At 45.1% G+C, this 16,476-nt stretch carries 16 protein-coding genes; 8 read left to right on the forward strand and 8 right to left on the reverse strand.

Translation table 11 applies throughout. The features are described from left to right. Positions 1 to 227 precede the first annotated feature (227 nt). The 4 genes from C9J47_RS17135 to C9J47_RS17150 all read left to right on the forward strand — a co-directional run bounded on the left by C9J47_RS17135 (position 228) and on the right by C9J47_RS17150 (position 5,098). A complete protein-coding gene (locus C9J47_RS17135; RefSeq protein ID WP_107254600.1) occupies positions 228 to 1,445 on the forward strand; it encodes an aspartate aminotransferase family protein in 1,218 nt (405 codons plus the stop codon). A 225-nt stretch (positions 1,446 to 1,670) separates the two neighbouring features. Then, positions 1,671 to 2,687, forward strand: a complete 1,017-nt coding sequence (astA, locus tag C9J47_RS17140; RefSeq protein WP_107254601.1) for an arginine N-succinyltransferase — start codon at positions 1,671 to 1,673, stop codon at positions 2,685 to 2,687. Positions 2,688 to 2,777: 90 nt separating this feature from the next. Further along, a complete protein-coding gene (gene astD / locus C9J47_RS17145; protein ID WP_107254602.1) occupies positions 2,778 to 4,235 on the forward strand; it encodes a succinylglutamate-semialdehyde dehydrogenase in 1,458 nt (485 codons plus the stop codon). Positions 4,236 to 4,306: 71 nt separating this feature from the next. Then, the gene (locus C9J47_RS17150; protein ID WP_107254603.1) at positions 4,307 to 5,098 is read left to right on the forward strand and encodes a DUF1338 domain-containing protein; all 792 of its coding nucleotides are present in this window, start codon (positions 4,307 to 4,309) and stop codon (positions 5,096 to 5,098) included. A 65-nt stretch (positions 5,099 to 5,163) separates the two neighbouring features. Here the strand turns inward: C9J47_RS17150 and C9J47_RS17155 are convergent, their stop codons facing one another. Together C9J47_RS17155 and crp are read right to left on the reverse strand one after the other, a co-directional pair. Continuing rightward, the gene (locus tag C9J47_RS17155; RefSeq protein ID WP_107254604.1) at positions 5,164 to 5,358 is read right to left on the reverse strand and encodes a hypothetical protein; all 195 of its coding nucleotides are present in this window, start codon (positions 5,356 to 5,358) and stop codon (positions 5,164 to 5,166) included. A gap of 248 nt (positions 5,359 to 5,606) precedes the next feature. Next, positions 5,607 to 6,239 carry a cAMP-activated global transcriptional regulator CRP gene (gene crp / locus C9J47_RS17160; RefSeq protein WP_006233834.1) on the reverse strand — a complete coding sequence of 211 codons (633 nt, stop codon included), beginning with the start codon at positions 6,237 to 6,239 and terminating at the stop codon, positions 5,607 to 5,609. A 249-nt stretch (positions 6,240 to 6,488) separates the two neighbouring features. On the opposite strand from crp, the gene C9J47_RS17165 reads away from it, so the two are divergent. Continuing rightward, positions 6,489 to 6,893 carry an OsmC family protein gene (locus C9J47_RS17165; RefSeq protein WP_107254605.1) on the forward strand — a complete coding sequence of 135 codons (405 nt, stop codon included), beginning with the start codon at positions 6,489 to 6,491 and terminating at the stop codon, positions 6,891 to 6,893. 88 nt (positions 6,894 to 6,981) lie between these two features. Here C9J47_RS17165 and C9J47_RS17170 read toward each other — a convergent pair whose 3' ends face one another. The 4 genes from C9J47_RS17170 to C9J47_RS17185 all read right to left on the reverse strand — a co-directional run bounded on the left by C9J47_RS17170 (position 6,982) and on the right by C9J47_RS17185 (position 10,671). Further along, positions 6,982 to 7,851: a phosphoribulokinase gene (locus C9J47_RS17170; RefSeq protein WP_011217107.1), complete on the reverse strand. Its 870-nt coding sequence runs from the start codon at positions 7,849 to 7,851 to the stop codon at positions 6,982 to 6,984. 121 nt (positions 7,852 to 7,972) lie between these two features. Further along, positions 7,973 to 8,188, reverse strand: a complete 216-nt coding sequence (locus C9J47_RS17175; protein WP_107254606.1) for a YheU family protein — start codon at positions 8,186 to 8,188, stop codon at positions 7,973 to 7,975. An 82-nt stretch (positions 8,189 to 8,270) separates the two neighbouring features. Beyond that, complete coding sequence (locus C9J47_RS17180) at positions 8,271 to 9,233, reverse strand: hydrolase (RefSeq protein ID WP_107254607.1); 963 nt, start codon at positions 9,231 to 9,233, stop codon at positions 8,271 to 8,273. 37 nt (positions 9,234 to 9,270) lie between these two features. Then, positions 9,271 to 10,671 carry an aminotransferase-like domain-containing protein gene (locus C9J47_RS17185; protein ID WP_107254608.1) on the reverse strand — a complete coding sequence of 467 codons (1,401 nt, stop codon included), beginning with the start codon at positions 10,669 to 10,671 and terminating at the stop codon, positions 9,271 to 9,273. A gap of 148 nt (positions 10,672 to 10,819) precedes the next feature. Here C9J47_RS17185 and C9J47_RS17190 point away from each other — a divergent pair, with 148 nt between their 5' ends. Beyond that, complete coding sequence (locus C9J47_RS17190) at positions 10,820 to 11,419, forward strand: LysE family translocator (protein ID WP_107254609.1); 600 nt, start codon at positions 10,820 to 10,822, stop codon at positions 11,417 to 11,419. A gap of 21 nt (positions 11,420 to 11,440) precedes the next feature. On the opposite strand, the gene C9J47_RS17195 is transcribed toward C9J47_RS17190, so the two are convergent. Together C9J47_RS17195 and C9J47_RS17200 are read right to left on the reverse strand one after the other, a co-directional pair. Beyond that, complete coding sequence (locus C9J47_RS17195; protein ID WP_107254610.1) at positions 11,441 to 11,914, reverse strand: TIGR02444 family protein; 474 nt, start codon at positions 11,912 to 11,914, stop codon at positions 11,441 to 11,443. Then, positions 11,901 to 13,826, reverse strand: coding sequence for an ABC transporter ATP-binding protein (locus tag C9J47_RS17200; protein WP_107254611.1), 1,926 nt, complete (start codon positions 13,824 to 13,826; stop codon positions 11,901 to 11,903). Before C9J47_RS17200 ends, C9J47_RS17195 begins: the two co-directional genes overlap by 14 nt. 242 nt (positions 13,827 to 14,068) lie before the next feature. On the opposite strand from C9J47_RS17200, the gene kefG reads away from it, so the two are divergent. Further along, positions 14,069 to 14,668 carry a glutathione-regulated potassium-efflux system ancillary protein KefG gene (kefG, locus tag C9J47_RS17205; RefSeq protein ID WP_107254612.1) on the forward strand — a complete coding sequence of 200 codons (600 nt, stop codon included), beginning with the start codon at positions 14,069 to 14,071 and terminating at the stop codon, positions 14,666 to 14,668. Further along, a complete protein-coding gene (gene kefB / locus C9J47_RS17210) occupies positions 14,658 to 16,460 on the forward strand; it encodes a glutathione-regulated potassium-efflux system protein KefB (protein WP_107254613.1) in 1,803 nt (600 codons plus the stop codon). The genes kefG and kefB overlap by 11 nt, the downstream gene beginning before the upstream one ends. The last annotated feature ends 16 nt before the right edge of the window (positions 16,461 to 16,476 follow it).

Genomic DNA, 16,476 nt, shown 5'->3' on the forward strand with positions numbered 1-16,476 from the left:
GAGCAATCTTATTCACTAATATATTTCACTATTTGCATTATTTCCTATATGGAAAAACAGCTTTAGCGGAACTCGGGTTAATAAACTTTCCTATAACTCGCATAAATATGTACATTATTCCCATTTAATCATTTTCAGCTTCAGATAAAAAAAATATTCTGCTATTGGAATTGGTTAATAAAATGTAAATACTATGCTTAGGGCGACATGCACAGAAGGATAATGTGATGACAATGGAACATAAAGTAGAACGTAAATTATTCGATGAGGTAATGGTACCTTGTTATTCCCCGATGCAGATTATTCCTGTGAAGGGACAAGGATCTCGAATTTGGGATCAAGATGATCGCGAATATATCGACTTTGCCGGTGGAATTGCCGTGAGTTGTTTAGGGCATTGTCATCCAGTGATGGTTAACGCACTTAAGTCGCAAGCTGAAAAGTTATGGCACCTAAGTAATGTAATGACCAATGAGCCAGCCTTACGCCTTGCTAAAAAATTAACCGAGCACAGTTTTGCTGAAAAAGTATTTTTTGCAAACTCAGGTGCAGAAGCTAACGAAGCGGCATTGAAGTTAGCGCGTCGTTATGCGGTTGATAAATTTGGTCCTGAAAAATCAGAAATTATCGCGTTCAATCAGGGTTTCCATGGTCGTACATTCTTTACGGTAACCGTTGGCGGTCAAGCAGCTTACTCCGATGGTTTTGGTCCTAAACCACAAGCTATTTCCCATATTCCATATAATGACCTTTCGGCTCTGGCTGAGATCATGTCAGATCGCACGTGTGCAATTATGATGGAGCCACTTCAAGGGGAAGGTGGAATTATCTCGCCAACCTCTGAGTTTGTGCAAGGTGTTCGTGAACTGTGTGATAAGCACAACGCGCTATTAATCTTTGATGAAGTACAAACGGGTAATGGGCGTACTGGTAATTTCTATGCCTACCAAGGTCTGGGTGTAACACCTGATATTTTAAGCACTGCAAAATCATTAGGTGGTGGTTTCCCCATTGGTGCAATGCTGACAACGGCAGCACTGGCTGAACACATGAAAGTCGGCACCCACGGTTCAACCTATGGTGGTAACCCATTGGCGTGTGCTGTTGCTGAAGCTGTTGTTGATGAAGTCTCTAAACCAGAGGTACTCGCAGGTGTTAAAGAGCGTGAGCAGTGGTTCCGTGATGCGCTTGAGCAAATCAATGCTAAGTACCCAATCTTTTCCGAAGTGCGTGGTAAAGGCTTATTACTCGGTGCTGCGCTGAATGAAGAATGGCAGGGGCGTGCTCGTGATGTATTGCTTGCTGCTGTTGAAGAAGGGCTAATGGTATTGGTTGCCGGTACTAACGTTGTTCGCTTCACACCATCACTGGTGATTGATAAAGCTGACGTTGATGAAGGTATGGCGCGTTTAGAACGAGCTATTGCTAAGCTTTATAATAAATAAGTCGTATCAAAATATATCAGCAGTTAGCGCACTCATTTAACTGCTTCATACAGTGGCTAGCAGGAGCTTGGCCACTGTTGCTTACTCAATACTGCAGATAGCGACATGCTGTGTGCCCCTGTTTTTTCTTGTTTATCTTAAAAGCGAGAGAAGGGAAGTGAGTAGGTTTACCCATTCAATTTATAGATAGCGACCCTGTCGCTACCTGCATCAGGAGGGAGTTCGATGCTGGTTATTCGTCCTATTACCGAAGCCGATTACCCGGCGCTTATGCGCTGTGCGGAAGAATCTGGCCATGGTTTCACGTCATTACCTGTTAACGAAGAAATGCTACGTAACAGGATTGCACACTCAGTTGAAAGCTTCGGCAAAGAAGTAACCGAACCGGGCACTGAAGGCTACTTGATGGTTGCGGAAGACACGGAAACGGGTGAAATCGCAGGAACAACGGCAATCGAAGCTGCAATTGGCCTTGATAATCCTTTCTATACCTATCACCTCAGCACGGTTGTTCATGCCTCACGGCGTTTAGGCGTGCATAACGTCGTAAAAGTGCTGACGTTTGGTAATAACTATACGGGCAACAGTGAGCTGTGCACCTTGTTCCTTCGCCCTGAATGGCGTCAAGGCTTGAATGGTCGTTTACTGTCTAAATGTCGCTTTCTAATGATGGCAGAGCATCGCCATCGCTTTTCTGAAACGGTATTAGCAGAAATGCGTGGCGTATCAGATGAAGAGGGTAATTCCCCGTTCTGGCATTGGCTAAAAGAGCATTTCTTCTCTATTGATTTTACGCATGCTGATTACCTAACAGGTATCGGGGCCAAAGGCTTCATTGCTGATCTTATGCCAAAGCTACCGATTTACGTCAGCTTATTGAGCCCAGAAGCACAAGCTGTGATTGGACAAGTACATGAAAAAACTCGCCCAGCATTACGCCTATTAGAAAAAGAAGGCTTTTGTTGCCGCGGTTACGTCGACATTTTTGATGCGGGTCCAACGGTTGAATGTGACGTTCGCAATATTGAATCGGTACGCCATTCGATCACGTGTACCGTTGAGGTTGGTGAATGTACGAGTGGAAAAGACTTCATCATCAGTAATGGCTCATTTGATGGCTTCCGAGCTGTGGTGGGTAAAGTGAAGGTTGATGAAGAGAAAAACATCGCGCAGATAACCGCTGAAATGGCCGCGGCGCTGCAAGTGAAAAATGGCGATCACGTTCGTTTAATCGAGCAGTAAGCCTAGCGGTAACAGCCACAACGGTATTTAGTTATTTAAAGAAATGATACTTGTTCAGACGGGTATAACGGGCAGATACAGGAGAAGATCATGACTCAATGGATTGCAGGAAACTGGTTAGCAGGCAAGGGCGAAGCGATGAATTCGCTAAACCCATTTAGCAGCGAAGTAATTTGGCAAGGTGATGCTGCCACTGCAGAGCAAGTTGAACAAGCGGTCAGTGCTGCCCGTGAAGCATTATCAACATGGCGTAAAACCAATTTATCAGAGCGCCAAGCTGTCGTCGAAAAATTTGCTGAGTTGGTCAAAGAGCACAGCGAGCATATCGCCCATACCATCGCAGAAGAAACAGGCAAGCCATTATGGGAAACCCGTACTGAAGCAGGCGCGATGGTGGGTAAAATTGCGATTTCGTTACGTGCTTACCATGAACGTACAGGTGAAAAGCAAAAAGATATTGCGGGTACGGCCGCAGTATTACGCCATCGCCCATTAGGGGTTATGGCGGTATTTGGGCCGTATAATTTCCCGGGGCATTTACCGAATGGTCATATCGTTCCTGCGTTGCTATCGGGCAATACCGTAGTCTTTAAACCGTCAGAGTTAACCCCGAAAGTGGCTCAAGAAACCATGAAACTGTGGGAGCAGGCAGGATTACCTAAAGGCGTGTTGAATATGGTGCAAGGCGCACGCCCTACGGGTGAAGCACTTGCGGGCTCAAAAGGTATTGATGGTCTATTGTTTACTGGTAGTGCCAATACTGGTCATATCTTACATCGCCAATATGCAGGGCAACCGGGCAAGATGTTAGCGCTCGAAATGGGCGGCAATAATCCAATGGTTATTTCTAAGTCTTATGGCGAGTTAGATGCCACGGTCTACACTATTATTCAGTCAGCGTTTATTAGTGCTGGCCAACGTTGTACATGTGCACGCCGTTTGTATCTGCCACAGGGCACAGAAGGCGATGCAATTTTAAATCGTTTGATTGAAGCTACCGCTCAGATTCGAATTGATGGACCTTTTGCAGATCCTCAGCCATTTATGGGGCCACAAATCTCTGAGCGCGCTGCTGACGGTATTATCGCTGCACAAGCTAACTTGGCTAGCCTAGGTGCGGAGGTATTGTTAGAAGCGAAAAGAGGCCAAGGTGCGATCGTCTCTCCTGCCATTATTGAAGTCAGTAACGTGGCTGAGTTACCGGATGAAGAGCATTTCGGTCCATTACTGCAAGTTGTGCGTTATCAAGACTTACCTGAGGCTGTCGATCTTGCTAATGATACTCGCTATGGTTTATCGGCAGGTTTAGTGTCTACGGATGATAGTGAGTGGCAATATTTCATCGATAACATTCGCGCAGGCATTGTGAACCGAAACCGCCAACTTACTGGAGCAAGTGGTGATGCACCATTCGGTGGTCCTGGGGCGTCAGGTAATTTACGTCCAAGTGCTTATTATGCTGCAGACTATTGTGCCTACCCTATGGCGTCGATGGAAGGCGAGCAAACAGAATTACCGGCACAATTATCACCTGGTATTGCACTTTAATCGAGTTGCGTCTTAATAAATTGGCACATTAACCAACACACTACTAATTCAGCAAAGGGGAAGGATTCATCATGGAAAGAGTGGAACAATTGTTTAACGCCTTATGGCAAGACTATACCCAGCGTCTTTGTCCATCTGCAGAGCAAGTACATGCACTATTGACCGAAGATGAACCTTTACTCAATGATCATATTGCGTTGCGTACCTTCAACTTACCGAAGGTGGGGTTAGATAAACTGGCGGCTCCTTTCATTGCTATTGGTTACAAACCTTGTGGTCAATACCGCTTTGAAGCCAAAAAATTGTATGCCGAGCATTTTGAACATCCCAATCCAGCCGCTCCTAAGGTATTTATTAGTGAGTTGATGGTAGGTCAATGTTCGGCACAGCTCCAACAAGCGGTACGCGAGTTAGTTAATCAAGCCCCTGAAGCAGCATTTCATGACCCGTCATTCCTTTATGGTGGACGATTATGGGACATTGATTCAGAGACATATGAGATGCTAGCGGCAGAAAGTGAATATGCGGGGTGGGTGGCAGCGCATGGTTTTGGTGCCAATCACTTTACGGTTAGAATTAATCAGCTTGAGCAATTTACGGAAGTACGTGATGTGAATCATTTTCTGCGTCATAACGGCTTTGCGATTAATGAATCTGGTGGGGAAGTGAAAGGCGATCCTGAAGTGATGTTAGAGCAGTCATCGACTATGGCAGATAAAGTTGCAGTGGGTTTTCTTGATGGGGTAAAACACATTCCAGGTGGTTTTTACGAGTTTGCTAAGCGCTATCCGCAAGCTGATGGCGAGCTATACGGTGGGTTTGTAGAAGCTTCTGCCGATAAGATTTTTGAGAGCACCAATTAACCGCTAATTGGTGAGCGGTGGTTATCATTAATATTGATTAAGCAGCGACGTTGGTCGCTGCTTTTTTAATGTTCGCTATCTAAGGTGTTTGCCCATAGTTCACCGTCATAGACGCAGTGGTGGCGTCGGCTGAAATTGGTTTGTTGCTCTAGGTAATGGCGCTGGTCACTGAACCCTGTCATTTCAACAGTGGTGGGTAACGAAGCAATGATGGCTGGTGTTGGTAGGTGCGTGTTTGGCGCAAAGCGTTCGATATCCATATCAGACGTCTCAATATAAAAGCATATGCACAATGTAGCACTCTTTCAGAGCATGGCAAGTGAATTGATTGTGATGAGAGCGACAAAATATGCCTTTGAGGGATTAATAATGCTTTGTGTTAATCGCAGGGTGTGAGCGGGGTAGGGTAGGAAGGGAAATAGTCACCGTGCTGTGAGTCTATATAACAAACAGAGATATAAAAAAAGCCGCTCAAAGCGGCTTTATTAGAATGGTAATTTATGGATGTTTAGCGAGTGCCGTAAACAACAATAGTCTTACCGTGAGCAGAGATAAGGTTCTGCTCTTCTAGCATTTTAAGAATACGACCAACTGTTTCACGAGAACAACCAACGATCTGGCCGATTTCTTGACGAGTGATCTTAATCTGCATACCGTCTGGGTGAGTCATCGCATCAGGTTGCTTAGCAAGATTTAGCAATGTCTGTGCGATACGGCCTGTAACATCCAAGAATGCAAGGTCACCTACTTTCTGGCTAGTCACTTGTAAGCGAGTTGCCATTTGAGAAGATAGACGCATTAGAATGTCAGGGTTAACCTGAATAAGTTGACGGAATTTCTTGAACGAAATTTCAGCCACTTCACAAGGTGATTTAGCACGTACCCATGCAGTACGTTCTTGGTCTTCTTCAAATAAGCCAAGCTCACCAATGAAGTCACCTTGATTAAGGTAAGAAAGGATCATTTCTTTACCTTCTTCATCTTTAATCAATACGGCAACAGAGCCTTTCACGATGTAATAAAGCGTTTCTGCTTTTTCACCAGCATGAATCAAAGTACTCTTTGAAGGGTACTTGTGGATGTGGCAATGGGAAAGAAACCACTCTAGAGTAGGATCTGTTTGAGGTTTACCTGGTACCATATTACTAACTTCCTCTGCGTTTGTTGCCCAACAACGACATCCCTATAGTTTGACGGTGGGCCTAACAATAGTATTGTTCGCTGATTAGGATATTCATTCAGCCGCTGTGCTGCAAGCTAACCTGAATAATTACCCTTGAGTTTATCTTTTTTCGACGGGTATTTCTTGATATTGATCTATCTGGAGCCGTCATTTGGTACTCATAAGTGTGCACATGATCACACAGTCATTAGTTAATTGGAGAATGCGATGAAATCACGCGTGAAATGGGTAGAAGGAATGACTTTCCTTGCTCAATCAAATTCGGGTCATAGTGTTGTGATGGACGGTAATAGTGGCGAAAAAGCACCAAGCCCAATGGAACTTGTTTTGATGGCTGCTGGTGGATGTAGCTCGGTAGATGTCGTCGACGGATTAAAATCTGCGGGACAAAAAATCACAGCCTGTGAGGCACAAATTGACGCCGAACGCCGAGAGCAATCCCCTCGATTATTTACCGGTGCGAATCTGCATTTTGTTGTAACTGGCTATGATTTGGATGAATCGCTGGTGGCTAAAGCGGTTAGTGATTCATTAGAAAAATATTGCTCAGTGTGCTTAATGTTAGGAAAAGGGGTTGAATTAACCCATTCCTATGAGGTCGTTAACGCCTAAAAAATCGAGTAACGGACTGATAGTGCCGTTACTCGTTTTTAGCTATTGTTTTTGTCAGATTTAATTGGCTATATTTAGCTAACGTCGTTTACCCGACTTTGCCGGTATCAATCAGTTGCTGGATGAGTGGACGGACAATAAGCTCCATCGCAAAACTCATTTTACCGCCCGGCACAACTAAAGTATTGTGGCGTGACATGAACGAGCCTTGGATCATCGACAGCAAATAAGGGAAATCGACATTCTCGATGCCACGGAAACGGATCACCACAAAACTTTCATCTAGGCTTGGGATCCCCTTGGCACTAAATGGGTTGGATGTGTCTACCGTGGGGACGCGTTGAAAATTAATGTGGGTACGAGAAAATTGTGGTGTGATGTAATTAAGATAGTCGTCCATCGACCTGACGATCGATTCCATCACGGCTTCACGTGAATGACCGCGATCACGGGTATCACGAACGATTTTTTGAATCCACTCTAAGTTTACAATCGGTACCATGCCGATTAGCAAATCAACGTGTTCAGCCGCATTTACCTCACCATCAACCACGCCACCGTGTAAACCTTCATAGAATAAGACATCGGTATTTTCTGGTAGCTTTTGCCATGGGGTAAAAGACCCCGGCATTTGATTGTACGGTACGGCTTCATCGAATGTGTGCAAGTAACGTCGGAACTGACCGCTACCATCATCGCCATATTGGCGAAAGAATTTTTCGAGTTGTGGAAAGTCGTTGGCCTCAGGGCCAAAGTAACTGATATGACGACCTTGCTCTTTCGCTTTGCGAATTTCAACATCCATTTCTGGACGGGTATAACGATGGAAGCTGTCGCCTTCAAGCCACGAGGCATTGATGTTCATCATATTGAACATTTTACGAAAAGCTTCAGAGGTGGTGGTGGTTCCCGCACCAGACGACCCTGTCACTGCAATAATGGGATGTTTTGCAGACATGAAATATCCTGTCGTTAAGATTACGCTACAAGTTATTAACAGGATGTTAAGTCTAGGTCAAGGTAAAGTCGTTCTCAAATATTGAAAATGCTATCAGTCGCATATCTTGAGTTGTTAATAACTACCCCAGTTCGCTACGTAATTTAATATCGACAGATTCATGTAATTCAGAGAATACTATCACCACATCTCCTGCATCTAATTGTTGGCGAACATGCTGTACTTTTTGCTCCATGGTGAGCTCATTATCACCGTAATCAGTGCCTTCACGTAGAACGAAATGTTCAATTAAGCTAGTAAGTGTATCAGGGGTAAGGTCTTGCCAAGGTATGATCATAATGCGCACAAATAAAGAGAGTGATTTAAGCTGACTATTTTATCAGTTGTTTTAGTTAGCTGTTAGGCTTCAGCGCTCGGTTTTAGCTTATATGTCGATGAAACCATTCCGGCACTGTTTTTTCTAACCAAAAGTTTGGGTTTCGCCACGAACCAGACACAAAGCCAACATGCCCACCATTAGGCGTTAAGTGGTAATCCACGTGAGAAGGCAGGGGTTGTGCTGGAATAACGGCCTCGGTCATGAAAGGGTCGTCTTTGGCGTGAATAACACGTAGCGGAATTTTGACGTGTTGTAATTTATCAATACCACTGCATTGTTGATAGTAATCAGCCGCATCTTTGAAGCCATGCAAAGGGGCGGTGACCAGTTCATCAAATTGCCATAACGACTGAATTTTTTCGACTTGTTGTGGAGCAATCGGCATTTCATCGGCTAGGTTCATAATCTTTTTGATTAGATTTTTTTTCATCGAGTTTAATAAATATTGCTGATAAACCTTAGAAAAGCCTTGTTGGATTCGTTCTGAACATGACGCTAAATTTAAGGGGGGTGAAATAACCTGTGCTGCGGTGAGCCCTGATTGGTCACCTGCGGCGGCTAAATAGTTCACCAGCATATTGCCACCGAGCGAGATCCCAACGGCAAAAAAGGGTCGGTTAGGAAATTGTTGTTTTAGCCATTGGATAAAAAATGTGGCGTCATTGATCTCACCTGAATGATAACTGCGAGGCTGGCGATTAATCTCTCCACTGCAACCTCGAAAGTGCATCATAACCCCGAGCCAATTTTGTTGTTTAGCAGCGTGCAATAAACCATTGGCATACGGGCTACCGAAACTGCCCTCTAAACCATGAAAAAGGATCATCAAGGGTTGTTGGTGATCGTTATTGGGTTGCTCTGTCCATGCTAAATCCAAAAAGTCTCCATCGGGTGTTTCGAGCCGCTGAGTAACGGGCGTAAACAATGGCTTGCGACGAATAAAACGCGGTAAAAGGGTTTGAAGGTGTGCGTTCTTGAGACCGCTCGCTGGCTTAAAAGGCATAGGGCTCTCCGTTTAATACATTAGCTCGTGTATAGATTCAGAGCGTGAAATCGTTAATGGGATCTTTTTTAAGTAACTCAGAAAGTATAAGCAATCCTTGTTCCAACTTCCTATGTGTAAATGGGGCACTGATGGCAAGTCTAATGGCTGGTGGAATGGTACTGCCTGGCGGCGAGAACAATTCCCCAGATTTAACCACGACACCTTGCTGATTAGCGACCTGAACAAAGTCGCTCAATAGCCAGTAGTCGGGCAGTGTCAGCCATACATGAAAGCTATGAGGGCTATGTTGAATATCAAAGTGCCCAAGGTGTTGAGCCACGAGTTGCTGGCGCTGAGTAATATCAGTACGTATTTGACGCAAGATACGATCAGCATCCCCGCTAATAATCAACTCACAGGCGATGCCTGTTAGCAAAGGGCTGATCATTAAGCTGTGATTATGCAAGGCGGCGTTTAAGCGTTTTTGTAATCGTGTGGGTACTTGAATATAACCAAGGCGCAATCCAGGAGCTAGACATTTAGATAGCCCACCAATATGGATCACTTGTTCTGAATTGATGTTCACCATTGGTGTCGGGCGCTCAGTTGGCAATAGCCCATTCACGTCGTCTTCAACAAATAATACTTGGTGCTGTTGGCAAATCGCGAGGATGTCTTGGCGGCGTTGCTCGCCCATCGTTACTGTTGTTGGGTTTTGTAAGGTTGGGGTGCTGTAAATAATACGCGGTTGATACAAACGGCAAGCGGCTTCTAAGCTTGCAGGTATGAGCCCTTCTTCATCCATTTCAACAGGTTTTATCGATATTTGTTGCTGGCGTGCCAAGCTTAAAAATCCGGGGTATGACACATGCTCAACCAATACCGTATCCCCACTACGGCAAAAAGCGGCGAGCACTAATTGGGCTGCATGCTGCCCGCCAGAGGTAAAATGTACGCGCTGTGGGTCAAGTTCAAATCCTTTCTGCTGAAGCCACCCACACACAATGTCACGGTGCTCGGCTAGCCCCTGCGGATCTTGATACAGCATCATTTGATTCAGTTGCTCAGGGTGCGCAGCAATATTCGCCATTGCGTGTTTGAGCATGTCCGATCGATCAAGGCGCGGGGGAATGTTGTAGCCGAAGTTACATTCCTCTTCTTCTTGCTCTGAATAGTTATAAACCCAGCTTGGTTGATTTGCCTGACACACATAAGTGCCTGCACCGATACGCGCTTCGACCAGACCTCGTCGCTCTGCTTCTGCATAAGCGCGGGTAATTGTTCCAACAGTGACAGTGAGCTGATCGGCTAATGCGCGATGGGTGGGCAATTTGCTACCAGGCTGTAATTGCCCAGAATCTACCTGCAATGCAATCGCATCGGCAATTTGACGGTAGATAGGATCACTTTTGTGCTCACTGGTAGTGGGTTTTAATACAATATTCATGATTGTCATGGTGACAATAAACCTTTTGATCACTGTTAAGCCAACTGTTAGGGTTAATTGTGCGTGAAAAACAATCAAAACACAAAGAGTACTTGAATTGTATCGATACAATTTGAGTTAGGTTGGTAATGAACCATAAATCAGGAGGGTGACAGTGATGTTAGAATGGCAGTTTATTATGTCTTTAGCGGCTTTTGCGGCAACGATGACCGGTACACCTGGTCCGAATAATTTGATGGTGACGGCATCGGGGGCGAATTTTGGTTACTGGCGTACGTTACCCCACATGATGGGGATCGGTTCTGGCTTAGTTTCGATGATTGTATTGGTTGCGGCTGGGCTTGGTGTTATGTTTACCCGTTTTCCGATTTTGCATGAAATCTTACGTTGGGCCGGTAGCGCGTACTTATTCTATCTCGCGTGGAAAATTGCGACTGCCAAGCCAAGCATCCGAGCGGATCAGCAAGATGGCGAGCCGATGACGTTTATGGCTGCGGCGATGTTTCAGTATGTGAACCCAAAAGCGTGGATGATGTCGGTAACGGCTATTAGTACCTTTACCATGGCGGGCGACAATTATTGGCAATCTGCAGGTTTGGTTGCGGTGATTTTTTTCTTAGTGTGTTTTCCGAGTGTATCTATTTGGGCAAGTTTTGGCACTTTGATTGGCAGGTGGCTCAATAGCCCTCAAACACGTCGTGTTTTTAATATTGCTATGGGTATATTAACTGCCAGCTGTGTGGTGATGATTTGGTAAGGCATTTATGTAGATAAGTGATTATTCGGCTTGGAGTTTAGATAGCAATACAGTCGCTTTTTGTTGCAAGCAGTAACGCTCTAAATTATTGGTAAGTAGTGAAGAGGAGATTACTTTTGGTGGTGAGACGTTAAATTGATTGAATTGGGTGATAAGTGCATGCTGTTGGTCTTGCTCCAGTGCTAGCTCAAATGCTAGTAACTGCTGGTAACCCACAAGATCTACTTGCGGTTTAAGCTGTTTACGCATTGCCCGGTACTGCTGCAACCGACAATCATTTGATACAAGGCTTACCACCAGAGAGTGTAGCTTAGCATCGCTAAGTTGAATCTTCTGGATATCAAACCAATGTAATAGCAGGGCAAGATTAACGTTGCCCTGATAGGAATCTTGCAACGTGAGACACGCAGGTTGCACCCCAGCCTGAGCATAATGGCTCAGGCTGAACTGCCAAAAATCCTGCGAGTTCAGTATTACAGTACTAGCTGTCTGCATTCAGCGCAGCTTCCATTGATTCCAGCTCTTCTTGCAGATCCATCCACTCCATCTCAACATCCTCTAATGTTGATTTAGCATCTCCCTGACGTTTAAGTTGCTCGTGCAGTAGGGCTTTATTATCTGCTTCATAGATAGTTGAATCAGCTAGCTTCTCTTCCGCATCGCTAATATCGGCACTGAGCTTTTCCATCTGCTTATCAAGTTGCGTGATTTTTTTGCGCAATGGTGCTGTTTGCTTACGTAACTCGGCTTCTAATCGTTTCTGTTCTTTACGTGATGCGGCACTGTTTTCTTTGCTTACTTCAGGCTTAGCGGCTTGTAGTTCTCGGCGCTCATTACGTTGCTGTTCGGTTAACCATTTATGGTAATCCGATAGATCACCATCAAATGGCGTTACTTGGCGATCATGCACCAGATACAGATCATCCGTTGTCGCACGTAATAGGTAACGGTCGTGACTAACGATAACCATCGCACCTTCATAAGATTGCAGCGCAAAGGTTAATGCTTGGCGCATATCCAAATCAAGGTGGTTGGTTGGTTCATCGAGTAGCAATAGGTTAGGGCGTTGCCATACAAGTAAAGCTAATACTAAGCGTGCTTTCTCGCCGCCGGAAAAAGGTCCGACTTTATCAAGGGCTTTTTCACCATTGAAACCAAAGCTACCGAGGTAATCACGCAGCTGTTGCTCGGTAGATTGCGGTGCGAGTCGGGCTAAATGCTGCAATGGCGTATCGTCAAGGCGCAGTGTTTCTAGTTGATGCTGAGCAAAGTAACCAATCTTCACACCTTGTGAATAGGTTAAATCACCGGCTTGTGCTGGAAGCTCACCCGATAACAATTTGATCAGAGTCGATTTACCGGCACCGTTACGCCCTAATAAGCCAATACGACTACCTGGTACGAGGTTCAGGCGGATTTTTTCTAAGATAAGGTTGTTGCTATAACCCGCAGCGACTTGGTCCATCATTAAAATTGGATTTGGTAACGCTTGTGGCTCTCGGAATTCAAACAAAAATGGGTTATCAAGCTGAGCTGGCAATACTTTTTCCATTCGGTCGAGCGCTTTAATTCGACTTTGTGCTTGGCGCGCCTTGCTCGCTTTGTAACGGAAGCGGTCAATATACGATTGCATGTGAGAAACTTGCTTCTGCTGTTTCTGATACATGGCTTGTTGCAGTACCAACTTTTCTGCCCGTTGTACTTCAAACGATGAATAGTTACCGGTGTAACTGTTTAGCGTTTGGTTTTCTACATGGATAATACGATTAACCACAGGATCAAGAAAATCACGGTCATGAGAAATCAGTACTAAGGTGCCGCGGTAGCTTTGTAACCATTTTTCTAACCACATAACAGCATCGAGATCTAAGTGGTTAGTCGGTTCATCGAGTAGGAGTAAATCGGAGCGGCATAGCAGTGCTTGGGCTAGGTTCAAACGCATACGCCAACCACCAGAAAACTGGGTGAGGTGCCATTGCATTTGTTCTTGGGAAAACCCTAGGCCGTCGAGTAATTCAGACGCGCGCGCATTGATTGTGTAACCGCCAATGGTATCTAATTTGGCATGGAGTTCGGCTACTTTAATGCCGTTATTACTTTCTTCAGCGGCGGCTAATTCACGTTCAAGTTGACGGTATTCACGATCACCGTCAATCACGTAGTCAATGGCATTGCGTTCAAGTGCGGGTGTTTCCTGTGCTACCCAGGCTAATTCCCAGTTAGATGGGAATTGGCAATTACCGGCATCTAGACTCAGTTCATTTTTTAATAAAGCAAATAAGGTGGATTTACCACAGCCGTTTTTCCCTACTAGCCCGACTTTGTCACCGGGATGAATTGTCGCCGTGGCGTTATCGAGAAGGACTTTACCGCCTCGTAAAAGTTGCATGTCCGAAAAGGTAATCATCGATAGTGTCGGGGTAGCCCGCTCCGCAAAAAAAAGTGCTCGAAATTAGCGGCAGTCTATACCAAACTGGCATTGACTGCTAACACCGTAATAATTATGCGGCTAAATCTAGTAAGAAGAATTGGGCAATCTCACGATCAATATCCCGTACAAGTTATAATTATGTATTATGTGCATATTAGTTAAGAATATTTTGGCTATATAGCAGAGCACTTTTACTCAAGGATATAGCAAGGGACGTTATGACCAAACAAGGACAGCCAAAAATTCTGGTGATTTATGCGCACCCAGATCCACAAGAATCGGTGGCGAATCAAGAGATGCTAGCAAGCATTGCCGACTTGTCGAATGTTACTGTCCATGATTTATATGCCGCTTATCCTGATTTCTTTATTGATGTGGTTTTCGAGCACCAGCTGCTGGAGCAACATGACATCATTGTCTTCCAACATCCACTTTATATGTATTCTTGCCCTTCTTTATTGAAAGAGTGGATCGATGTAGTGCTAAGCAAAGGCTATGCCCACGGTGAAGGGGTATCCACCAAAGGGAAATACTGGCGTTCAGTGGTCACAACCGGTGGCGCGGCAGAAGCATATACCCCTGACGGCTATAACCGATGCAGCATTGCTGAAATTCTACGACCGTTCGAACTAACGGCTGATTTATGCCAGATGACATGGATGGAGCCGTTGATTTTACACTGGGCTAGGCGTATACCGCTTGAAGAACGACAGCAGCATTGTGCAGATTATCGAGAGTGGTTACAGCATCCGTTAGTGGATAGTGAGCAAATTCCATCAGATGATGGAGAAGGTAAGGAGAATAACGATGGCGAATGATGTTTTGTCTGTAACCGTTATTTTCCTCGCGGCTGCCGTTGTTGCGGTGCCTATTGCTCAGCGTTTAGGGTTAGGTTCGGTATTGGGCTACCTTATCGCGGGTATTGCGATTGGTCCTTGGGGATTAGGGCTGATATCAGATGTGGAAGCGATCCTGCACTTTTCTGAATTTGGTGTCGTATTACTTCTGTTCTTGATTGGCTTAGAGCTAAACCCCAAAAAACTCTGGCAAATGCGCAGCCCAATATTGGGGCTGGGCGGCGGGCAAGTATTGGTGACGAGTTTAGTGATTGCAGGCATTGTTATGGCCTGCAGTAGCCTGATGCCTTCTATTTCTTGGCGAGATGCATTGGTAATCGGTATGGGGTTAGCACTTTCTTCTACTGCGATTGCATTGCGGGTTATTGAAGAGAAGAGCCTCGACGGTAGCGAAACCGGTCAATCGAGCTTTTCCGTTTTATTATTCCAAGATATTGCCGTAATCCCAATGCTGGCGGTACTGCCGATTTTAGCGGGAGGCGGAGGGGGCAGTTGGCTTGATTTTGCTTGGATGATCGGTGGTATTGCGGCTTTATTGGTTGGCGGTCATTTTTTATTGCGCCCATTATTTCGTTGGGTGGTACTTAGTGGGGTGCGTGAACTATTTAATGTCGCGGCACTCTTGCTGGTTATTGGTATTGCATTAGGTATGCAGTCTCTAGGGCTATCTATGGCACTAGGGGCATTTTTAGCCGGGGTGTTATTGGCTGAAAGTGAATACCGTCATGAATTAGAAATTGCGATCGAACCGTTCAAAGGGTTATTGCTGGGGCTGTTTTTTATCTCTGTCGGCATGGCGGTTAATTTGGGGCTGTTATTCGAGTTCCCTTTACAAATTTTAGCTGCAGTTGCTGCCTTAGTAATAGTGAAAGGTTTACTCTTGTACGGACTCGCTCGACTATTCGGTATTCGGGCTAAATCGCGTAGTCAGATGGCAGCAATTTTAAGTCAAGGTGGTGAATTTGCGTTTGTCTTATTTACCGCCGCTCAAGGTGAAGGATTATTAGGGACGCAGTTGTCGTCATTCCTATTAGTGGTTGTTAGTATTTCAATGATGACAACGCCTTTAATTCTCTTACTGCAAGACCGTTGGTTTATTCATACCTTTAAATCAGAAGATGAAGCTTTAGAAAGCGATGTGATTGATCGTGAGCCTCGAGTGATTATTACAGGCTTTGGGCGTTTTGGTCAGGTGGTAGGGCGTCTATTATTTGCCAATAAAATACGCGTTACGGTATTAGAGCGTGACCCTAGCCAAATTCAGTTTTTACGTAAGTTTGGCTACAAGGTGTATTATGGCGATGCAACTCAGCTGGATCTATTACGGGCAGCAGGGGCAGATAAAGCAGAAGCTATCATAATTTGTACTGATGAGCCCGATGAAGTGATGGAAGTCGTTACCCTTTGCCAGCAGCATTTTCCAAAGCTGAAAGTACTGGCGCGCGCACGCAGCCGGGTAGAGGCGCACCAGTTATTGAGTCATGGGGTTGATAACTTCTCGCGTGAAACTTTTGCTGGTGCTCTTGATTTAGGTCGACAAGCCCTCATATCTTTAGGCATGCACCCATACAAAGCCAAGCGCGCTGAAGCACACTTCCGTAAACTAGACACTACGGCATTACGAGATTTATTGCCGCAGCATTCGGAAGATGTTCATCTTGCTTCTCGTTCCAAAGAAGCCCGCAAAGAGCTCGAAGAAATTTTTGACCGAGAGATGCGTGGTGAGCGAGATAGACACAATGGCTGGGATTGATGTGTTTATAACAAGG

Origin of the sequence: Photobacterium indicum (assembly GCF_003026215.1) — a bacterium.
Lineage (GTDB): Bacteria > Pseudomonadota > Gammaproteobacteria > Enterobacterales > Vibrionaceae > Photobacterium > Photobacterium indicum.

Excerpts from the sequence above, each read along its gene's own strand:
- C9J47_RS17175 (WP_107254606.1), bottom strand. The coding sequence starts at position 8,188 with ATGATCATACCTTGGCAAGACCTTACCCCTGATACACTTACTAGCTTA.
- crp (WP_006233834.1), bottom strand. The coding sequence starts at position 6,239 with ATGGTACCAGGTAAACCTCAAACAGATCCTACTCTAGAGTGGTTTCTT.
- C9J47_RS17150 (WP_107254603.1), top strand. The coding sequence starts at position 4,307 with ATGGAAAGAGTGGAACAATTGTTTAACGCCTTATGGCAAGACTATACC.
- C9J47_RS17180 (WP_107254607.1), bottom strand. The coding sequence starts at position 9,233 with ATGCCTTTTAAGCCAGCGAGCGGTCTCAAGAACGCACACCTTCAAACC.
- C9J47_RS17170 (WP_011217107.1), bottom strand. The coding sequence starts at position 7,851 with ATGTCTGCAAAACATCCCATTATTGCAGTGACAGGGTCGTCTGGTGCG.
- C9J47_RS17195 (WP_107254610.1), bottom strand. The coding sequence starts at position 11,914 with ATGCAGACAGCTAGTACTGTAATACTGAACTCGCAGGATTTTTGGCAG.
- astA (WP_107254601.1), top strand. The coding sequence starts at position 1,671 with ATGCTGGTTATTCGTCCTATTACCGAAGCCGATTACCCGGCGCTTATG.
- C9J47_RS17155 (WP_107254604.1), bottom strand. The coding sequence starts at position 5,358 with ATGGATATCGAACGCTTTGCGCCAAACACGCACCTACCAACACCAGCC.
- C9J47_RS17190 (WP_107254609.1), top strand. The coding sequence starts at position 10,820 with ATGTTAGAATGGCAGTTTATTATGTCTTTAGCGGCTTTTGCGGCAACG.
- C9J47_RS17185 (WP_107254608.1), bottom strand. The coding sequence starts at position 10,671 with ATGACAATCATGAATATTGTATTAAAACCCACTACCAGTGAGCACAAA.
- kefB (WP_107254613.1), top strand. The coding sequence starts at position 14,658 with ATGGCGAATGATGTTTTGTCTGTAACCGTTATTTTCCTCGCGGCTGCC.
- astD (WP_107254602.1), top strand. The coding sequence starts at position 2,778 with ATGACTCAATGGATTGCAGGAAACTGGTTAGCAGGCAAGGGCGAAGCG.
- kefG (WP_107254612.1), top strand. The coding sequence starts at position 14,069 with ATGACCAAACAAGGACAGCCAAAAATTCTGGTGATTTATGCGCACCCA.
- C9J47_RS17135 (WP_107254600.1), top strand. The coding sequence starts at position 228 with ATGACAATGGAACATAAAGTAGAACGTAAATTATTCGATGAGGTAATG.
- C9J47_RS17200 (WP_107254611.1), bottom strand. The coding sequence starts at position 13,826 with ATGATTACCTTTTCGGACATGCAACTTTTACGAGGCGGTAAAGTCCTT.
- C9J47_RS17165 (WP_107254605.1), top strand. The coding sequence starts at position 6,489 with ATGAAATCACGCGTGAAATGGGTAGAAGGAATGACTTTCCTTGCTCAA.